The organism is Corallococcus sp. Z5C101001, assembly GCF_007352635.1.
Taxonomy (GTDB): Bacteria; Myxococcota; Myxococcia; order Myxococcales; family Myxococcaceae; genus Corallococcus; species Corallococcus silvisoli.
Genome location: NZ_VKLU01000005.1, coordinates 657054 through 674088 on the forward strand (window position 1 = coordinate 657054; position 17035 = coordinate 674088).

A 17035-nucleotide genomic window follows, 5' to 3' on the forward strand; every position below is an offset into this window, starting at 1 on the left:
GCGTCGTCCAGTCCTGAAGCCCTGAAGTAACGGGGGGCGGTCCTCACGATGAGGGCCGCCCCCTTCTTCGTTTCCACCGGGCATCCCCGGTGGCGGACGCGGTAGGCTCCCGCGCCTCATGGCACGCACGTTCCAGGTGGGAGACACCTTCACCCACGTCCGCCAGTGCGACCGGCTGAGGCCGGTGTATTACGCGGGCGCTTCCGGGGACTACAACCCCATCCACATCGACCCGGAGGTGGGCCGACTCGCCGGCTTCAACGGCGTCATCCTCCAGGGACTCTGCACCCTGGGCTGGGCCGTGGAGGCCGTGGCCGTCTTCGTGGGCGACCCAGGCCTCGTGCGCCGCGTGAAGGTGCGCTTCTCCCGGCCCGTGCTGCCCGAGGACACCGTCACCTTCCAAGGCCGCGTCACCGCCGTCGCGGACGGACGGATGAGCACCGAAGTCACCGCCACCAACCAGCGCGGCGAGCCCGTCCTCCGGGGCGCCGTCGTGGAAACCTCGCTCGGATAGCCATGGCCCTGGACCCGAAATTCGTCGGCCGCGCCTACGGCCCCTTCACCTACGAGATTGGCCGGGAGAAGCTGCGCGAGTTCTCCCTCCTCCTCGGAGGCTCCGTGCCCTCCGCGGGCACCTTCGGCGAGCCCCCCGCCCATGTCAGCCCCCTGCTCTATTCGCGGGAAGCCGCGCAGGCGGGCCCCTACGGCGACATCATCGCCTTCCCCAGCTTCGCGGTGGTCTTCGCCATCCGCCCCTTCAGCGCCGCCATCGCGGACCCGGAGCTGGGCGTGGACCGCGTGCGGCTGGTGCACGGCGAACAGGAGCTGGAGTTCCTGGGCGTGATGCGCCCGGGCGACGTGCTCACCACCACGGGCCACATCACCGAGCTGTATCGCAAGGCCGGGATGGACTTCCTCGTCGTCACCACGGAGACCCGCAACGCCAGCGGCGAGCCCGTGGTGCGCGGCGTGTGGACCGCTGTCATCCGCTCCGCGTGACGGCAGGCGCGGCCTACTCGCCGGGGGCGATGATGCCCTCGTCGAGCAGCTGCGCGAGGATGCGCGCGGTGTCCAGGCGCGACATGCCCGACAGCGCGAAGAGGTCGTCGAAGCTCACCGCGCCGTCGATTTGAGCGAGCACGAAGCCCGCGCGGTGGTCCAGGTTGAGCCAGATGATGTCGTCCGGCTGCAACCGCACGCGCGGCATGCGGTTCAGGTCGCCCAGGCGGGCCTCCAGCATGGACACCAGGATGCGCTCGCTGCGGTCGCGCAGCGCCTCCACGCGGGGATTCTCCGGCGCCAGGGACTGCGCCCGGCGCAGCAGCTCCACCGCGCCGGAGTGGTCGTCCAGCGACAGCAGGTCCTCCGCTCCCCGGAGCAGGCTCTCCACCTCCGAGCCCTCGGGCAGGACGCCCACGGGCACGAAGGTCTCCGGGAGGCCGAACTCCTGCGTGCGGTGGGCCTCCGCGATGAGGTCCAACGCGTCGCCTCGCGTCCCCGTCCCCTCCGGCAGGCTCACCGAGTCGCGCAGCGGCTCCACGGGGCTGGGCGACGACGGGCCCACCCATGCCCCCCAGTCCGCTTCCTGGTCGGGGGCCGCGAGGTTCCACCCGGACTCCCCGGGCCCCGGGTTCGCGCCCGCGGTCTCCGGAGCGCCGTCCCGCCCGAGGAGCCGGCGCGCGCGCGCGTTGTCCGGGTCCAGCTCCAGGGCCCGGACGAACAGCTTCTCCGCGCCGGCCATGTCGCCACTCAGTCGCAACAGCAACCCGGCTTCGACCAGCGCCTTGGCCCGGAGGGCGTTCATGGGCTACCTCCCCGGTGTTCCGCGCGGTCCGGCCGAGCGCAGCAGCGGCAGGCTCTGGGCGAGCGCCTCGCAGGCCCGGGTGAGCGCCCCCACGTCCTCGGCGGCGCGCGCCTGGCGCGCGTGGGCCAGGGCGGCCTCCGCTTGGGCGACGACGTCGGGGGACAGCCCTCCGGCCCCGGGCAGGAGCCGGACTCGGGAGAGCGCGTCCACCAGGTCACGGGCCAGGATGTCCAGCTCCACGCGCTTCGACTTCAGCTCTTCCGTGTTGCGCGCCGCCACCAGCCAGTCGCGCTGCTCGTCCATGATGCGGCGCAGCTCGTCCTCGGTGAGGCCGCTGGAGGCGGTGACGGTGATGGACTGGCGCAGGCCCGTGTCGCGGTCCCGCGCGGAGACGGAGACGATGCCCTCCGCGTTGATGTCGAACGTCACCTCGATCTCCACCTGTCCGCGCGGCGCCTCGCGCAGGCCGGTGAGGAGGAACTCCCCCAGGAGCTCGTTGTGGTGCGCCAGCTCGTGCTCGCCCTGGAGCACCATGATCTTCACCGTGCGCTGGAAGTCCTTGGAGGTGGCGAACACCTCCGTGGCGGACGTGGGCACGGTGGTGTTGCGCGGAATCAGGCGGCGCACGTAGCCGCCCGCGATCGCCACGCCCATGCTCTGGGGGGTGACGTCCAGCAGCAGCAGCTCTCCCTCCTGGGCCACCAGGGCGTGCGCCTGAATGGCGGCGCCCAGGGCCACCACCTCCTCGGCGTGCACGCCCTTGCAGGGCTCGCGGCGGAAGTACTGGCGCACCTGATCCACGATGCGAGGCATGCGCGACATGCCCCCCACGAGGATGACCTCCTTCAGCTCCGAGGGGCGCACCTTCGCCTCGCCCAGCACCTCCGACGTGATGCCTACCAGGCGCTCGCCCAGGTCCGCCGTCAGGTCCTCCAGCTTCTCTCGGGTGAGCGTGCTCTGCAGGTGCAGCGCGGCGCCTCCGCCCGGCGGGGTGCAGATGAAGGGCAGGTGCAGCTGCGTCTCCTTCACCGACGACAGCTCCACCTTCGCCTTCTCCGCGGCGTCCTTCAGCCGCTGGAGCGCCATCCGGTCCTTGCGCAGGTCGATGCCGTGTTCCTTGGCGAAGCCGAAGACCATCCACTCGATGATGCGGTGGTCCCAGTCCTCGCCGCCCAGGAAGGTGTCCCCGCCGGTGGCCACCACGTCGAAGATGCCGTTGTTGATCTCCAGCACCGACACGTCGAAGGTGCCGCCGCCCAGGTCCAACACGGCGATCTTCCCGTTCACCGTGCGCCCGAAGCCGTACGCCAGCGCCGCCGCGGTGGGCTCGTTGATGATGCGCAGGACCTCCAGCCCCGCGATGCGGCCCGCGTCCTTGGTGGCCTGCCGCTGCCCGTCGTTGAAGTAGGCGGGCACGGTGATGACGGCCTGGGTGACGGGCCGGCCGAAGTGCGCCTCCGCGTCCGCCTTCAGCTCCGCGAGGATCATCGCGCTGACCTCCGGGACGGCCAGGTCGCGGCCCGCCAGCCGGATGCGCACGTCGTCGTGCTGGCCGCACACCACCTGGTACGTCAGCGCGCGCAGCGCGTCCTGCACCGGGTGCGAGGAGAACTTGCGGCCGATGAGCCGCTTCGCCGCGGACACCGTGTCCTGCGGGTTGGTGATGGCCTGGCGCTTGGCGATGCCGCCCACCAGGCGCTTGCCGTTCTTCGACACCGCCACCACGGACGGAGTGAGGGGGGCGCCGGTGCGGTTCTTGATGATGAGGGGCTGACCGTCCTGCACGGTGGCGACGAGGCTGTTCGTCGTCCCCAGGTCGATGCCAATCAGCGGTTCGGGCTCAGCAGCCATGGGGACGCATGCACCTCACGAGAACGTCCAACGCAGCTTCTTGAGGGCCGCGCGGGCCTCGGCGTTGTCCGGATCCAGGCGCACGGCCTCCTCGAAGTGGTGCTTGGCCTGCTTCTTCTGCCCCGCGACCAGGAGCACCTGCGCGAGCAACAGCTGGTAGTCCGCCCGGCCGGGCTTCAGCTCCACCGCGCGCTGCGCGAGCGCCCGCACCTCCTGCGGATCCTGCGCCAGCTCCCGCCCCACGCGCGCGGCCTGATAGGAGGCCTCCGGGTGGTCCCCGTTGAGCGACACGGCCAGCTTGTAGGCCGCCTGCGCGCCGCTGAAGTCCCCTCGCATCTCCAGCTCCTGCCCCCGCTCCACCTCGGTCTGGGCGCGGTGCAGGTCGTGCTTGCGGCGCGCGTCCACCAGGAGCGAGGCGACCTCGCGGTTCTTCGGATCCAGGCCCAGGACGTGGTTGAAGTCCTGGTAGGCCCGCTCGAAGTCCCCGCGCGCGGTGGCCGCCTTGCCCCGGGCGATGAGCTCCGTGAGCTTGTGGCTGCGCGCCATGTACGGGTGGCGCGCGAAGCGGGCCTGCCGCTCGGCTCGGCGGGCCTCGGACTCCGGGTCCTCCGGGGCGGGCGGAGGGGGCTCGGCGGGAGGCGGCGGGGTGACGGCCGCGAAGGACTCCGCCGTGGGACGCCGGCCTGGAACCGGGGGCGCGGGAGGGGCCGGGCGCGCGGCCTGCGGCGGAGGGGCGGCCTGCGGCGGGGCCGCGGCGGGCGGGCGCGGCGGCTCCTGGCGACTGAGGGCGTTGTGGGCGTCCGTGAGGCGCTTGAAGATGCGCTCCAGCCGCGCGCGGAAGCTGCCCAGGTTCTTGCCGAAGTAACGGTCCGGGTGGAAGCGGCGGGACGCGTTGTAATAGGCCTGCTTCACCTCCTGCGCGGTGGCGCCCCGGGGCACGCCCAGCACGGCGTGGTGGTCCATCCCGTCCAGCGAGCGCTCCAGGTCGATGATCTCGCGCTTCTGCTCGGGCTCCAGGTCCACTTCCTCGGCCATCGCGGCATCCAGCGAGGGCGCGGCGGGCGTGGCGCGTTGCACCACGCGGGCCGGGACGATGGCGCCCTTGGCGCGCAGGGAGAGCAGCACGGCGATGGTGCGGGCCTCGCCCAACGACGAGCGGGACAGCACCGCGTCGATGCGTTCGACGCGGCCCACCAGCGCCAGCACCGAGCCCTCCTCCGGACTGAGGTGGAGGCGGGCCGGATCCAGGTGGGGCACGGTCGCGATGTGGTCGGTCCTGCCCCCCAGGCCGACGATGGGGTTGGGCGCGCTCAAGGTCACACGTTCCGGAGGCTGGCGAATCCCCAAGTGTAGGTGTCCGGGAAGCAGGGCGTCAATCTTCCCGGGTCCATCATGCCCCTCCCCCTTCTACAGAGAGGCCAATACACGCTGGAGGATGCCCAGCGCTTCGTCCAGTTCGTTCTGGGAGATGATGAGCGCCGGGGCGAAGCGCAGCGTGACTTCGCCCGCCGAGTTCACCAGCAGTCCGGCATCGCGCAGCTTCGCGATGACGGGGGCCACCTCCCGGTCCAGCTCGATGCCCAGGAGCAGGCCGCGGCCTCGCACGGCCTGGATGCGGCCCTGCGGCAGGGCGGCCTGGAGCGCCCGGGCGCCGGCGAGGAAGTGCTCTCCCTTGGCCTGCACCTCCGCCAGCAGGCCGGGCTGCCGCAGCAGCCGCAGCACCACGTTGGCGGCGGCGGCGGAGACCAGGTTGCCGCCGAAGGTGGTGCCGTGGGTGCCGGGCGTCAGGCTCCTGGCCAGCTCCTCGCGGCACAGCATGGCGCCCATGGGCAGGCCGTTGCCCAGGGCCTTGGCGACGCTGATGGCGTCCGGCTGGATGCCGTCGTGCATGAAGCCGAAGGGCAGGCCGGTGCGCCCCATGCCCGTCTGCACCTCGTCCACGAGCAGCAGCAGGCCCTGCTCGTCGCACAGCGCGCGCAGGCCCTGGAGGAAGCCGGGGGGCGCCATGCGCACGCCGCCTTCGCCCTGGATGGGCTCCACCAGGATGGCGGCGGTGGCGGGGCCCACGGCGCGGCGCACCGCCTCCAGGTCGCCGTAGGGCACGTGCTTGAAGCCCTGGGGCAGCGGCTCGAAGCCGGCGTGGTACTTCGGCTGGCCGGTGGCGGTGACGGTGGCCAGCGTGCGGCCGTGGAAGCTCTTCTCGAAGGAGAGGACCTCGTAGCGCTCCGGCGTACCCCGGTCCTTCATCACCTTGCGCGCGAGCTTGAGGAGCGCCTCGTTGGCCTCCGCGCCGGAGTTGCAGAAGAACGCGCGCGGCAGGCCCACCCAGTCGGTGAGCTGCGCGGCCAGGTCGATCTGCGGCTGCGAGTAGAAGACGTTGGACACGTGCCAGAGCGTGTCCAGCTGCGCCTTCGCCGCCGCGACCACCTCCGGGTGGCAGTGGCCCAGGGCGCACACCGCGATGCCGCCGATGCAGTCCAGGTACGCCTTGCCATCCGCGTCCCACACCCGGGTGCCCTGCCCACGCACCAGGGCGATGGGCTGCTGCTTGTAGTTCTGCAGCAGGTGCTGCTTGGCCTTCTGGATGAGGGTGTCGTTGCCAGGAGGGGTGGACGCGGGAGACGGCGACGGTTGCGGCAAGGTGGTGTACCTCACGATTCTTGGGTGACGCGGTGGGACAACGCGGCGCACGCTAGCGCGCTAGAGGATGTAGCGCGACAAGTCCTCGTCCTGGACGATGGCGGCCAGGCGGTCGCGCACATAGGCGCCGTCCACCTGGAAGTCGCGCGGGCCCAGTTCGCTGGCGGTGAAGGACACCTCGTCCAGGAGCCGCTCCAGCACGGTGTGCAGCCGGCGAGCGCCAATGTTCTGCGTGCGCTCGTTGGCCTGCTGGGCGATGCGGGCGATCTCCGCCACGGCGTCTTCCGTGAAGGACAGGCGCACCCCTTCCGTGGCGAGCAGCGCGGTGTACTGGCGCATGAGCGAGTTCTTCGGCTCGCGCAGGATGCGCACCAGGTCCTCACCGGAGAGCGCCTCCAGCTCCACGCGGATGGGGAAGCGGCCTTGGAGCTCCGGGATGAGGTCCGCCGGCTTGGAGACGTGGAAGGCGCCCGCGGCGATGAAGAGCATGTGGTCCGTCTTCACCTGGCCGTACTTGGTGTTGACGGCGGAGCCCTCCACGATGGGCAGGATGTCGCGCTGCACGCCCTCGCGCGAGACGTCCGGCCCCCCGCCGCCCTTGCCACCCTCGCGGCTGGCGATCTTGTCGATTTCGTCGATGAAGACGATGCCGCTGGACTCGGCGCGCAGCACGGCCTCGCGCTGGACGCGGTCCGGATCCACCAGCTTCTGGGCCTCCTCCGCGCGCAGCACCTGAAGCGCCTCGGGCACGCGCAGGCGGCGCTTCCGGGTGTTCTTCATGCCCGGCATGTTCTTGAACAGGTCCTGGAGGTTGACGCCGATCTCCTCCATGCCCTGGCCACTGAAGTTGCGCATGAACGTGGGCGAGCTCTCGCTCGTCTCCACCTCCACGGTCTGATCATCCAGCGTGCCGGCGCGCAGCTGGGCGCGCAGCTTCTCCCGCTCGCTGTCTCCCAGCGGCGAGGGCGTAGGCGCCGGCGGCGGGGAGAAGCCAAAGGGCGGCGACGAGGGGGTGCGCGACTGGCCGCCGTTCTTGAGCAGGTCCATCAGCCGGTCCTCGGCCAGCTCCTCCGCGCGCGGTTTGACCTTCTCCGTCTCCTCTTCGCGCACGAGCGCGATGGCGGCCTCCACGAGGTCGCGGATCATCGACTCGACGTCGCGGCCCACGTAGCCCACTTCGGTGAACTTGCTGGCCTCCACCTTGACGAAAGGGGCCTGGGACAGCTTCGCCAGGCGGCGGGCGATCTCCGTCTTCCCCACGCCAGTGGGGCCGATCATGATGATGTTCTTCGGATAGATTTCATCGCGAAGGTCATCGGACACCTGCTGGCGGCGCCACCGGTTGCGCAGGGCGATGGCCACTGCGCGCTTGGCGTCGTTCTGGCCGACGATGTAACGGTCCAGCTCGCTGACGACCTCGCGAGGCGTGAAGGCGGACAACTTGCGCGATTCGGCCACGGGGCGGTCCTCTCAGAGCTCTTCGTAGGTGACGTTGGAATTGGTGTAGACGCAGATGTCCGCGGCGATGGCCATGGACTGCGAACAGATGTCGCGGGCCGACATCTGGGTGTTCGCCAGCAGGGCGCGCGCGGCGGACAGGGCATAGTGGCCCCCGCTGCCCACGGCGGCGATGCCGTGGTCGGGTTCGATGACGTCGCCCGCGCCGGAGAGGATGAACGTCTTCTCCCGGTCCGCGACGATGAGCAGCGCTTCCAGGCGGCGGAGGAAGCGGTCGGTGCGCCAGTCCTTGCCAAGCTCCACGCAGGCGCGCGCCAGGTTCTTCTGGTGCTCCTTGAGCTTGGCTTCGAAGCGCTCGAAGAGCGTGAAGGCGTCCGCGGTGCTGCCAGCGAAGCCGGCGAGCACCTGCCCCTCGCCGATGCGGCGCACCTTGCGCGCCGTGTTCTTCATGATGGTCTTGTCGAGACTGACCTGACCGTCGCCCGCGATGACGACCTTCCCTTCGCGGCGGACGCAGAGGATCGTGGTGCCATGGAACATGACCGGGGGTTTAACAAGACCGACCGGCCCCCACCCGTAAAAACGGCCTGGCTGTCCGCTCCCTCACCCTGGGACGGGAGTTCAGGTCGCGGTCGCCTTCATCCATCGTCCCACCAGCTTCACGAGGGCGGCCTTCTTCGCCTTCGCGGTCTTCGCGTCAGGCAGCGTGACGACGCCCCGGTCCGGAGCCAGCCACTCCACGAGGGCCGAGTCGTCCTCGAAGGCGAAGCCCTTCGAGTCCTTCACCTTCGCGCCCCGGTGCAGGATGACCTGGAAGATGCCCTTGGGGGCCAACCGGAACGTCACCCGGTCGTCACCTGAGTGGACGAAGCTGGGGGCCTTCCACTTGATGCGCTCGGTGATGGCCGCGTCGGAGGCCAGGATGGCGGCGCGCACGGCTTCGATCTCCGCCTTCAGCGGGTGTTCGAGTGCCGCCATGTACTCGTCGACATCGTTGCTCGTGGTCGCCATCCCCGGTCCTTTACGATTGGGCCTCCGCGGAGCTTACCAGTCCGACTTTCGCCCCCTATGCCGATCTTCCAGGGACGAGAACATCACTCACGGACAGGCAAGTCGCGTGCGCGGACTCTTTACAGGACCTCCTCAGGAAGACAGTGCAGGACTACGGTGGCGCGCTTCATCACAGGTCAGACGTTGCGCAGTCCCCGTGTCGCAAGCAGACCTCGACCCTCGGTGCGCAGGTCAGCCTCTCCTGCTCAAGTGGTTCGATGCCGTCGCCATGGGCCACCTGCTGAATCACGTTCGGCATCCCAGTCCGATGGGAGATCGCGGACCTCATTCAGCGTCGGATCATTCTCGAAGAGGTGATTGATCCCAACGACCCGGGGGTGCTCATCCTCAGCGTGGCTACCTCCACAGAGGAACTGCCAGTCACCATCGCCCCGAGACACCAGCAGCACATGGTGAGTCTTTTGAAACACATGCGAACAGACGTAGGCCGGAGTCTCGGACTCGCTCATGACTTCCCCTCCCCAGGCGACCTGGCCCATTCCTGCCTCAAGATCGGCTCTTCACAGTCAACCAACCCGGCAGTCATGGCTCCGGCAACGTACCGCCGCACCTCCCCAAGAGAGACACCCCCTGGGACATTCACCGCCACCACCCTATGTGCAGCGTCAAACTCAGTCGAGCAACCCAACCGCTTCAACTCCCCCACAACCCCCACAAGACTCATGCGATCATAAACAATCAGCCGCAGCAATGAGTTCCCAGACTCACGCCTCGTCGCCCGATACCACAAGCGCCCGTCCTCCTCCTCTACCTCGATCGAATCCCCGAGCGTCGCACCTCTAAAAAAGAATGGGATATTATCGAGCACGAACAGCCCGCCCCCAACAGGAGTGCACCACAGACTCTCCGTTCCAACAGGAGGATATCCGTCCTCATCCTGTTCAAGATGGAAAAACACCTTTCGACGTCCACTCATGACCATTGATAATTGTCATCCCCTACCTGATTACAATCCCCTCACAAGCCTTGCCGTGGAAACTCCACTGCGATTCTTCGCGAGCTGGAGAGGCGCAAGCCACCCACGGGCCTCAAACACATCACCAAGCGAAGAATCATGACTCGAATCGATGAAGCACAAATGCCACTTCGTTCCCGGCTTCTCTGACGATATGGGTCAGTATTCGCGAGGTTCCCGGGGGAATCCGAAGCTCCAGTCCCGGCGCAATTTCTGCACGCAGAGCACTGTCCACGATGACATATGACTCATCACGGATCGTCATCACCAGCCGCTCCACGACGAAATGAGCATTTGCCTCAAAGGAAAGTGCAGCATCGACCAAACACTCTTCAGCAGGCGAACAGGTCCACCTGACGATTGCCGGACCGTCAATCCGCTCAACAACAGTTGTCCGCAGCGGCTCATCACCCAAGACCAAAACCTCACCCCAGTCTCGTTTGAGCACGCCCGCGTAACCGTCGATGGCGCATGCATCGCGGTAATCATCACAAGCCGTCCCAGTCCAACGTGACCTCATCGAACCGGGCAGCATCACAAGCGGTCCCCCCATCGATTCGACCCAGCTACGCGGCTGCGACTTCATGTCCTGTCCTACCCAGCTTCCCAGCGAATGGTTGGCGACAAAGAGCGGCCGGGAAATCCAACGCAACTCCACGGACTGCTCTTGCAACTCAAATCCGGGACAGAGATCCGAGCATCGGAAAGACTCTCAAGCCCACACAACCTCACGCGCGCGGGTGCGCCGCGTCGTAGACCTCTTGCAACTGCTCGAAGGTCACGTGGGTGTACTTCTGCGTGGTGGACAGGCTCGCGTGGCCCAGCAACTCCTGGATGCTGCGGATGTCCGCGCCGCCGCCCAGCAGGTGCGTGGCGAACGAGTGGCGCATCGCGTGCGGGCTCACCTTGCGCGCCAACGCCAGCCGCAGCACATACGCATCCAGGTGCCTCGCGATGCTCCGGGGCGTCAACCGGCCGCCTCGGAAGTTGAGGAACAGCGCGTCCGGGTCCTGCCCCGCATGCACCGTGGCCAACAGCTCGCCGCGCCTCGCGAGGTACGCCTCCAGTGACTGGATGGACTTCGCGTTGAGCGGCACCAGCCGCTCCTTGCTGCCCTTGCCCATCACCCGGACGATGCGACTGCTCCGGTCCACGCCCAACGTCGACAGACCGCACAGCTCGCTGATGCGCAGGCCGCCGCCGTACAGCATCTCCAGGATGGCCTTGTCACGCAGCCCCAACACCGTGTCCAGGTCCGGCATGTCGAGGATGGCGAACACCTCCTCCACCGGCAGCACCTTGGGCAGTGACTTCGGCAGCTTCGGACTCTTCACCAGCTTGGCGGGACTGGCCGGCAGCAGCTTCTGCCGCACGAGGTACTTGTAGAACGACTTGATACTCGCCAGCCGCCGCGCGCGGCTCGTGGGCGCATGGTCCACGCTCAGCGTGCCCAGGTAGCCACGGATGGCCGCGTGCGTGCCCGCGAGCAGCGACAACTTCATCCGATCCACCAGGTAGCGCTCATAATCCACCAGGTCGATGAGGTAGTTGCGCACCGTGTGAGGGGACGCGCCCTTCTCGCCTTCCAGGTGGATCTTGAACTGCTCCAGCAGCGGGGACAGAGGGGACATGGTCGGGGAAGCCTAGGGGCCTCCCCGAGCCTCGCAAGATTCGCGTCGCTCCGCGAGCAGGTCCTACTTCGCGGGCGCCGGAGCAGGCACGGCCGCCGGAGCCGCCCCCGAGGGCGCGGGCGCACCCGGCAGCGCGGATGGCACCAGCTTCGGCAACAGCACCCGGCAGGCGTCCTCGGACAGCCAGTGGTACGTGCACAGCCACTCCGTCACGGGCACCCGCACCTGCCAGCCCAGGATGAAGAGGATGGCCAACGTGAGGCCGAGGCGTGCCCCCATCGACATGCCCTCGCTCTCATCGTCGTCCTGCGTATGGCGCAGCGCACCTCGCACCAGGTCCGCGCGATCCACTCGCGCCCCCTTGGGCAGCTTCGGACGACGGGTGATGAGCGTCGCCACGCCGCGCGTGAGCATCAGCCGATCATTCAGCGCCCAGCCCGACCCCTCCAGGAGCAACGCCAGGTTGCGCCGCCGCAGCTTCAGCCACCCGAGCAGCCCCGCGGGCGCCATCACCACGATGGCCAGGATGGTCGCCGCGGTGATGACGTCCACCAGCGTCAGCGACTTCACCTGCGTGAGGATGAACGCCAGCGACGACCCCAGCGCCGCGAACGCGATGCCGCCCGCCGCGAGCACCCCCGCCAGACCTCCTCCCGCGGGAGCCGCCGCGGGTGCCGCCGCCGCGGGCGCCGCCACGGGTGGGGGCGCGGTCACCGTCTGCTTGTAGCCAGCCTCCAGCGATGAATCGAACTCCTTCTCCCCAGACGCGGCCAGCCCCTCCACCTTGCTGGTGATGAACGCGCCGATGCGCATGAACGGCATCGTCATCGACTCCCAGAGCGACACGGGCTGGCGGATGATCTGCGTGACGATGGCGTCGCTCTCCTTCCCGTCCACGTCGTAGAACACGCCGCGCTTGCCCACGACGAGCTCCGTGCTGCGGCCGGCGGTGACCGGGACCGCCACCTCGTAGCCGTCCGCGCCGTCCCTCGGCATCACCTTCACGTAGAGGATGCAGGTGGTGCCCTGCCCCGTCAGCGCCGAGTGCGCCGCGCGATCCGTCACCAGCACCGACAGCGTGTACTTACGGCCGCCGAGGATGAGCGTGCCCCGCTCCATCAGCGCCCGCCGCTTCGGCAGGTACAGGCTGGGCATGCTGATGAAGTTGTTGGCGAACAGCAGCAACCAGCGCTGGTACAGCACCAACCGCTCCAGCTCCGCGATGACGTCCAGCGTGGGCTTGAGCGACAGGTCCTCCCCGCTCGCCGCCTCCAGCGCGTCCAGATCCTCGTCCGACACCGCGCCCAGCGTGTCCGCCACCGTGTGCAGCGGGCTCGCGTCCCGCTTCGCCTGCCAGCCGAGGATGGCCTCCGACTTCGACGACAGCTCCCGCCATGCGGTGTCCGTCAGCTTCACGCCATCTCCCAGGAGCGGCGTCGCCACTTCCTGGTGGAAGGCCTCCAGCTTCTCGTAGCCAGCGCCCCGGAACAGCCGCGCCCACACCAACACGCCGGACGCATCCGGCGGCGCGATGGGCAGCTCGCCCGCCGCCTTCCCCAGGGCCCCCAGGTCGCCCAGCGCACCCTCCACCCGGTCCGCGCGCAGGCGCAGGTTGGCGGCGGCCTCTGGCTGCGCGGCCACCAGCCTGCACTGCATGAAGTAGCCATCCAGCAGCGGCGCCACGTCGTGGACCCGCTTCGCCTGCTCCAGGCTCGCCGTGCCCCAGGTGAACACCGCGTCCTTGCCGGACAGATGCGTCAGCAGCGCGGCGCGCTCCTCGCGGAAGCGCTTCACCAACCCGACGTCCACTCCCGCGAGGCCCGCGCGGTTCGTCACCTGCGGGAACGCCGCGATGATGGACTGCGCCAGGGGCCGCAGCCGCTCCGGCAGCGACACCGGCGCGACCAGGCCGTCGCCGTTCTTGCCCGCGTCACGCAGCGCCTTGTCGCTGGTGCGCAGCTGCTCCAACGACAGCCGCGTGGCGTCAGGCGCCTGCAACGTGCGCAGCACCAGCTCCGCCGCGCCCCGCAGGTTGTCCGCGGCGTCGGAGAGCGCCGCGAGCTCCAACACGTCGCTGCCCGCGTCCGCCCCCTTGCGGTCCTTCAGCCGCGCCGCCGTCCAGTCCACGGCGCCTCGCAGCTCCTCCACCCGGATGCGGCGGTTGCCATCCGCGTCCATCAGCGCGAGGAAGCGCGGATCACACGCGATGCCCTCCATGGGGCACGCGAGCGCCATCCACTGTGTCGCGGGGATGCGCACCGCTTCGGTGAGGGTGTTGAAGTCAGGGATGTCGACCTGGAGCGAGCCGCCATAGCGGCGATAGACGAGGGGTGCCATTCGGCACGCGAAGACAGCACACCCCGCCCACCGGTGCACGCATCAACCACCGGCCCAGCGCGAAGGACGGAAGACCCGGCGGGCCCTCCGTCCCCGGGGCCCCTACTGCGCCGTCGCGATGGCGCTGTACACGCCGGGGCTCTGCCCCTGGCCGATGATGTAGACAGCCCTCGCGTCGTCCTTGCCGGCGAAGTACGCGGGAACCTGCACGCCCTGGTCGAGCGTCTTCCGCGCCCCCGACTTCACGTCATAGATGGCCACGTCGTACGTGTCCGAGTCCATGCGCGCATACGTCGCGAGCACGCGCGAACCGTCGTCGGAGACCTTGTAGCTGAAGATGCCCTGCAGCCACGTCTTCGCCTCCGCCTGCTTCTCCCCCAGGTCCAGCGCCTTGAAGTCGCACGCGCGGCCGTTGCGGATGCAGTTGGTGCGGAACACCACCGCGCCGTTGTTCGGCGTGAAGCCGTAGCCGAACACGCCCGGCTGCACCTTCTCCGCCTTCTCCTGGCCGAGCGCGTACAGCATCAGGTCCACGGAGAACACCGGCTTGAGGAAGCGCGACAGGAACGCGACGTAGCGGCTGTCCGAACCCCACACGAAGTTGGGCACCCGGTCCCCCACGCGCTTCGGCGCGCCATCCGGCAGCGACGCGACGCCCAGCGAGCCCGCGCGCGACGGCTGATCATACCGCTCCAGGAAGCCCACCGCCTTCGAGTCCGGCGCGAAGGCCATCTCCTCCACCGCCTCGCCCACCTTGCGCCCCGCACCGCCGGACGATGGGCCCACGTACAGGTCGCCCAGTTGCTCCGGCTTGCCGTTCTCCGTGCGCGCCAGCCACTGCCCATCCGGAGAGAAGCCGAACACCTTCGTGCCCACCGCGAGCTTCTGCCCCTTCAGCGCGGGCACCTCCGCGAGGTACAGATCATACATCCCCCGCACGGCCTCGCTGCGCACCTGGTACGCCACGCGCTTGCCGTCCGACGACACCTGATAGTCACCCACCTGATCCGCCAGCTTGCGCGGGGGCTCGCTCGCGCCCACCGTCACCGCCGCCAGACCGCCCGCGGCAGACAGTCTCCGCTTGAAGAGCAGCGTCTTGCCGTCCGGGGTGAACTGCGCGGTGCTCACCTCTCCCGCCACTGTCTGGAAGGGGCCGTTCGGCAGGGGGCCCAGCTTGAGCGCGCCCGCGTCGACGAACGCCACGTTCACGCCATCCGGAGACGGCAGCAGGTACGTCACCGCGGAGCCCAACGTCACCGGCTCCGCCGCCGCGTCCGCCATGGCCAGCACGTGCAGCTCACCGGACTGCGAGGCCGGGTTGTACCCCGTCACGTAGAGCAGGTGCTTCGAGTCCTGGGAGAACAACAGGCTGCCCGGCACGTTCGTCACGCCATCGCCCAGCTCCCTCGGCTTCCCGCCCGCCACCGGCACCACGTACAGCGTGCCCACCAGCATCTGCGGCGGGATGCCGTCCAGCCGGGGCTTCTGCCCGTTGAGCAGGTACGTGGCGAACTGCCCGTCCGGTGAGAGCCGCAGGTCCGCCGCGCGACCCGCCGCGAGCAACTGCCCCTGCCCCCCCACCACCGCGGTGCCCTTCGCCGCGCTGCGGACCGTGTCGCCCTTCGCGGCGCTGCGCTGGGACGGCGCGCTTCCATCCTCGCCCTTCTTGCACCCCGTCACCGCCAGCAGGGCCGCCAGGCCCACCATGCCGATCCGCTTCATGCGCTCGTCTGTCCTTCCGTCTGGGCCGAAACGCCCGCGTGTGGCAGCCAGGCCACCAGGTCCTGCTTCGCCCGCGCCGAATAGGCCGCGCGCTTGTCCGCCTTCTTCATCCGCCCCGTCAGCGGCGGGAACAGCCCGTAGATGACGTTGGTGGGCTGGTGCGGATGGTCCGGCGGGTGCGCCTCTCCCGTCAGGTGCCGGTACAGCGAGCCCAGCGCCGTCGTCGCCGGAGGCGGCACGAACGCGCCTCCCGTCAGTCGCGCGTGGATCGCCAGCGCCACCAGGTAGCCGCATGCAGCGCTCTCCACGTAGCCCTCCACCCCCGTCACCTGCCCCGCGAAGAACACCCGCCGCTCCGTCTTCAACGACAGGTCCTCCGCCAGCAGGCGGGGCGAGTCGATGAACGTGTTGCGGTGGATCTGCCCCATCCGCAGGAACTCCGCATTCTGGAGCCCTGGGATGCACGTGCTGAAGATGCGCTTCTGTTCACCCCACGTCAGACGCGTCTGGAAACCCACCATGTTCCACGCCGTCCCCGCCCGGTCCTCCATGCGCAGCTGCACCACCGCGTAGGGATCCATCCCCGTGCGCGGGTCCTTCAGGCCCACGGGCTTCATCGGCCCGAAGGCCAGCGTCTCGTCGCCGCGCTCCGCCATCACTTCGATGGGCAGACATCCTTCGAAGTATTTCGGTTCCTCGAAGCTGTGCGGCACGACCTTCTGGCCCGCCTTCACCTCCTGGACGAAGCGGTGGTACTCCTCCTTCGTCATGGGCAGGTTGAGGTAGTCATCCCCGCCGCCCTTGCCGTAGCGGCTCTGGCGGAACGCCACCCCCATGTCGATGGAGTCTCCGGACAGGATGGGCGCGATGGAGTCGTAGAAGTAGAGCTTCGTGCCGACGTGACGCTCCAGGTCCTGGGTGAGCGCCTCCGACGTCAGCGGCCCCGTCGCCACCACCACCACGCCGTCCTCCGGCAGCCGCTCCACCTCCCCCGCCACCATCTCCACCCCCACGCCGGACTGGAGCCGGGTGGTGATCTCCCGCGAGAAGCCCTCGCGCTCCACCGCCAGCGCGTCACCCGCGGGCACGCGGTGGAGATCCGCGCTGCTGAGCACCAACGAGCCCAGCGCACGCAGCTCCGCGTGCAGCAGGCCAATGGCGCTCTCCGGGTTGTCCGACCGCAACGAGTTGCTGCACACCAGCTCCGCGAGCGTGTCCGACTTATGCGCGGGAGAACGCTTGTGCGGCTTCATCTCCCGCAGCACCACCGGCACGCCGCGCCGCGCGAGCTGGTACGCGCACTCGGTGCCCGCCAGGCCCCCGCCAATCACCGTCACCCGCTGCTGCTTCACGTCCGACATGCATGCCTCCGGGCCCCGCGGTCCCCGGGTGCCCCAAGAAGGTCCTGTTAGCAGGAAGGCCGCGCCCTTTCACGCCCGCCCGCCTGCCCTGCGTCCCACCATGCGTGCGGACTGGGAGGTGAGGTTTCCCCACCTGTGTTCGAACCCTAGGTTTCTCGCGGTCTTCGCTCGGGACGGCACCGCGTCCGGGCAAGCACCCTTCAAC

General features: G+C 69.1%; 15 protein-coding genes. 2 read left to right on the forward strand and 13 right to left on the reverse strand.

What is annotated here, in order from left to right; genetic code table 11:
- Positions 1-118 precede the first annotated feature (118 nt).
- Both FOF48_RS13135 and FOF48_RS13140 read left to right on the forward strand, forming a co-directional pair.
- The gene (locus FOF48_RS13135) at positions 119-514 is read left to right on the forward strand and encodes a MaoC/PaaZ C-terminal domain-containing protein (protein WP_143901422.1); all 396 of its coding nucleotides are present in this window, start codon (positions 119-121) and stop codon (positions 512-514) included.
- A gap of 2 nt (positions 515-516) precedes the next feature.
- Positions 517-999, forward strand: coding sequence for a MaoC family dehydratase N-terminal domain-containing protein (locus FOF48_RS13140; protein WP_143901424.1), 483 nt, complete (start codon positions 517-519; stop codon positions 997-999).
- Between the two features lie 13 nt (positions 1000-1012).
- On the opposite strand, the gene FOF48_RS13145 is transcribed toward FOF48_RS13140, so the two are convergent.
- From FOF48_RS13145 to trmFO, 13 genes are all read right to left on the reverse strand, one after another.
- Positions 1013-1804: a tetratricopeptide repeat protein gene (locus tag FOF48_RS13145; protein WP_143901426.1), complete on the reverse strand. Its 792-nt coding sequence runs from the start codon at positions 1802-1804 to the stop codon at positions 1013-1015.
- Positions 1805-1807: 3 nt separating this feature from the next.
- Positions 1808-3655: a molecular chaperone DnaK gene (gene dnaK / locus FOF48_RS13150; RefSeq protein WP_143901428.1), complete on the reverse strand. Its 1848-nt coding sequence runs from the start codon at positions 3653-3655 to the stop codon at positions 1808-1810.
- 15 nt (positions 3656-3670) lie between these two features.
- Positions 3671-4969, reverse strand: a complete 1299-nt coding sequence (locus FOF48_RS13155) for a tetratricopeptide repeat protein (protein WP_143901430.1) — start codon at positions 4967-4969, stop codon at positions 3671-3673.
- 93 nt (positions 4970-5062) lie between these two features.
- On the reverse strand, positions 5063-6310 hold the full coding sequence (locus tag FOF48_RS13160) for an aspartate aminotransferase family protein (RefSeq protein ID WP_255442129.1): 1248 nt from the start codon (positions 6308-6310) through the stop codon (positions 5063-5065).
- A 45-nt stretch (positions 6311-6355) separates the two neighbouring features.
- Positions 6356-7753, reverse strand: coding sequence for an ATP-dependent protease ATPase subunit HslU (hslU, locus tag FOF48_RS13165; protein ID WP_143901432.1), 1398 nt, complete (start codon positions 7751-7753; stop codon positions 6356-6358).
- A gap of 12 nt (positions 7754-7765) precedes the next feature.
- A complete protein-coding gene (hslV, locus tag FOF48_RS13170) occupies positions 7766-8293 on the reverse strand; it encodes an ATP-dependent protease subunit HslV (RefSeq protein ID WP_143901434.1) in 528 nt (175 codons plus the stop codon).
- 81 nt (positions 8294-8374) lie between these two features.
- Positions 8375-8764, reverse strand: a complete 390-nt coding sequence (locus FOF48_RS13175) for a DUF1801 domain-containing protein (RefSeq protein ID WP_235685684.1) — start codon at positions 8762-8764, stop codon at positions 8375-8377.
- A gap of 505 nt (positions 8765-9269) precedes the next feature.
- Positions 9270-9746 (reverse strand): DUF4265 domain-containing protein, encoded by a 477-nt coding sequence (locus FOF48_RS37720; protein WP_143901439.1) that lies wholly within the window; start codon positions 9744-9746, stop codon positions 9270-9272.
- Positions 9747-9876: 130 nt separating this feature from the next.
- Positions 9877-10437, reverse strand: coding sequence for an Imm21 family immunity protein (locus FOF48_RS13185; protein WP_143901441.1), 561 nt, complete (start codon positions 10435-10437; stop codon positions 9877-9879).
- 70 nt (positions 10438-10507) lie between these two features.
- On the reverse strand, positions 10508-11410 hold the full coding sequence (locus FOF48_RS13190; protein WP_143901443.1) for a tyrosine recombinase XerC: 903 nt from the start codon (positions 11408-11410) through the stop codon (positions 10508-10510).
- 63 nt (positions 11411-11473) lie between these two features.
- Complete coding sequence (locus tag FOF48_RS13195) at positions 11474-13747, reverse strand: kinesin (protein WP_143901445.1); 2274 nt, start codon at positions 13745-13747, stop codon at positions 11474-11476.
- A gap of 102 nt (positions 13748-13849) precedes the next feature.
- Positions 13850-15469, reverse strand: a complete 1620-nt coding sequence (locus FOF48_RS13200) for a gliding motility protein (RefSeq protein ID WP_143901447.1) — start codon at positions 15467-15469, stop codon at positions 13850-13852.
- On the reverse strand, positions 15466-16830 hold the full coding sequence (gene trmFO, locus FOF48_RS13205) for a methylenetetrahydrofolate--tRNA-(uracil(54)-C(5))-methyltransferase (FADH(2)-oxidizing) TrmFO (RefSeq protein WP_143901449.1): 1365 nt from the start codon (positions 16828-16830) through the stop codon (positions 15466-15468). The genes FOF48_RS13200 and trmFO overlap by 4 nt, the downstream gene beginning before the upstream one ends.
- Positions 16831-17035: the final 205 nt, after the last annotated feature.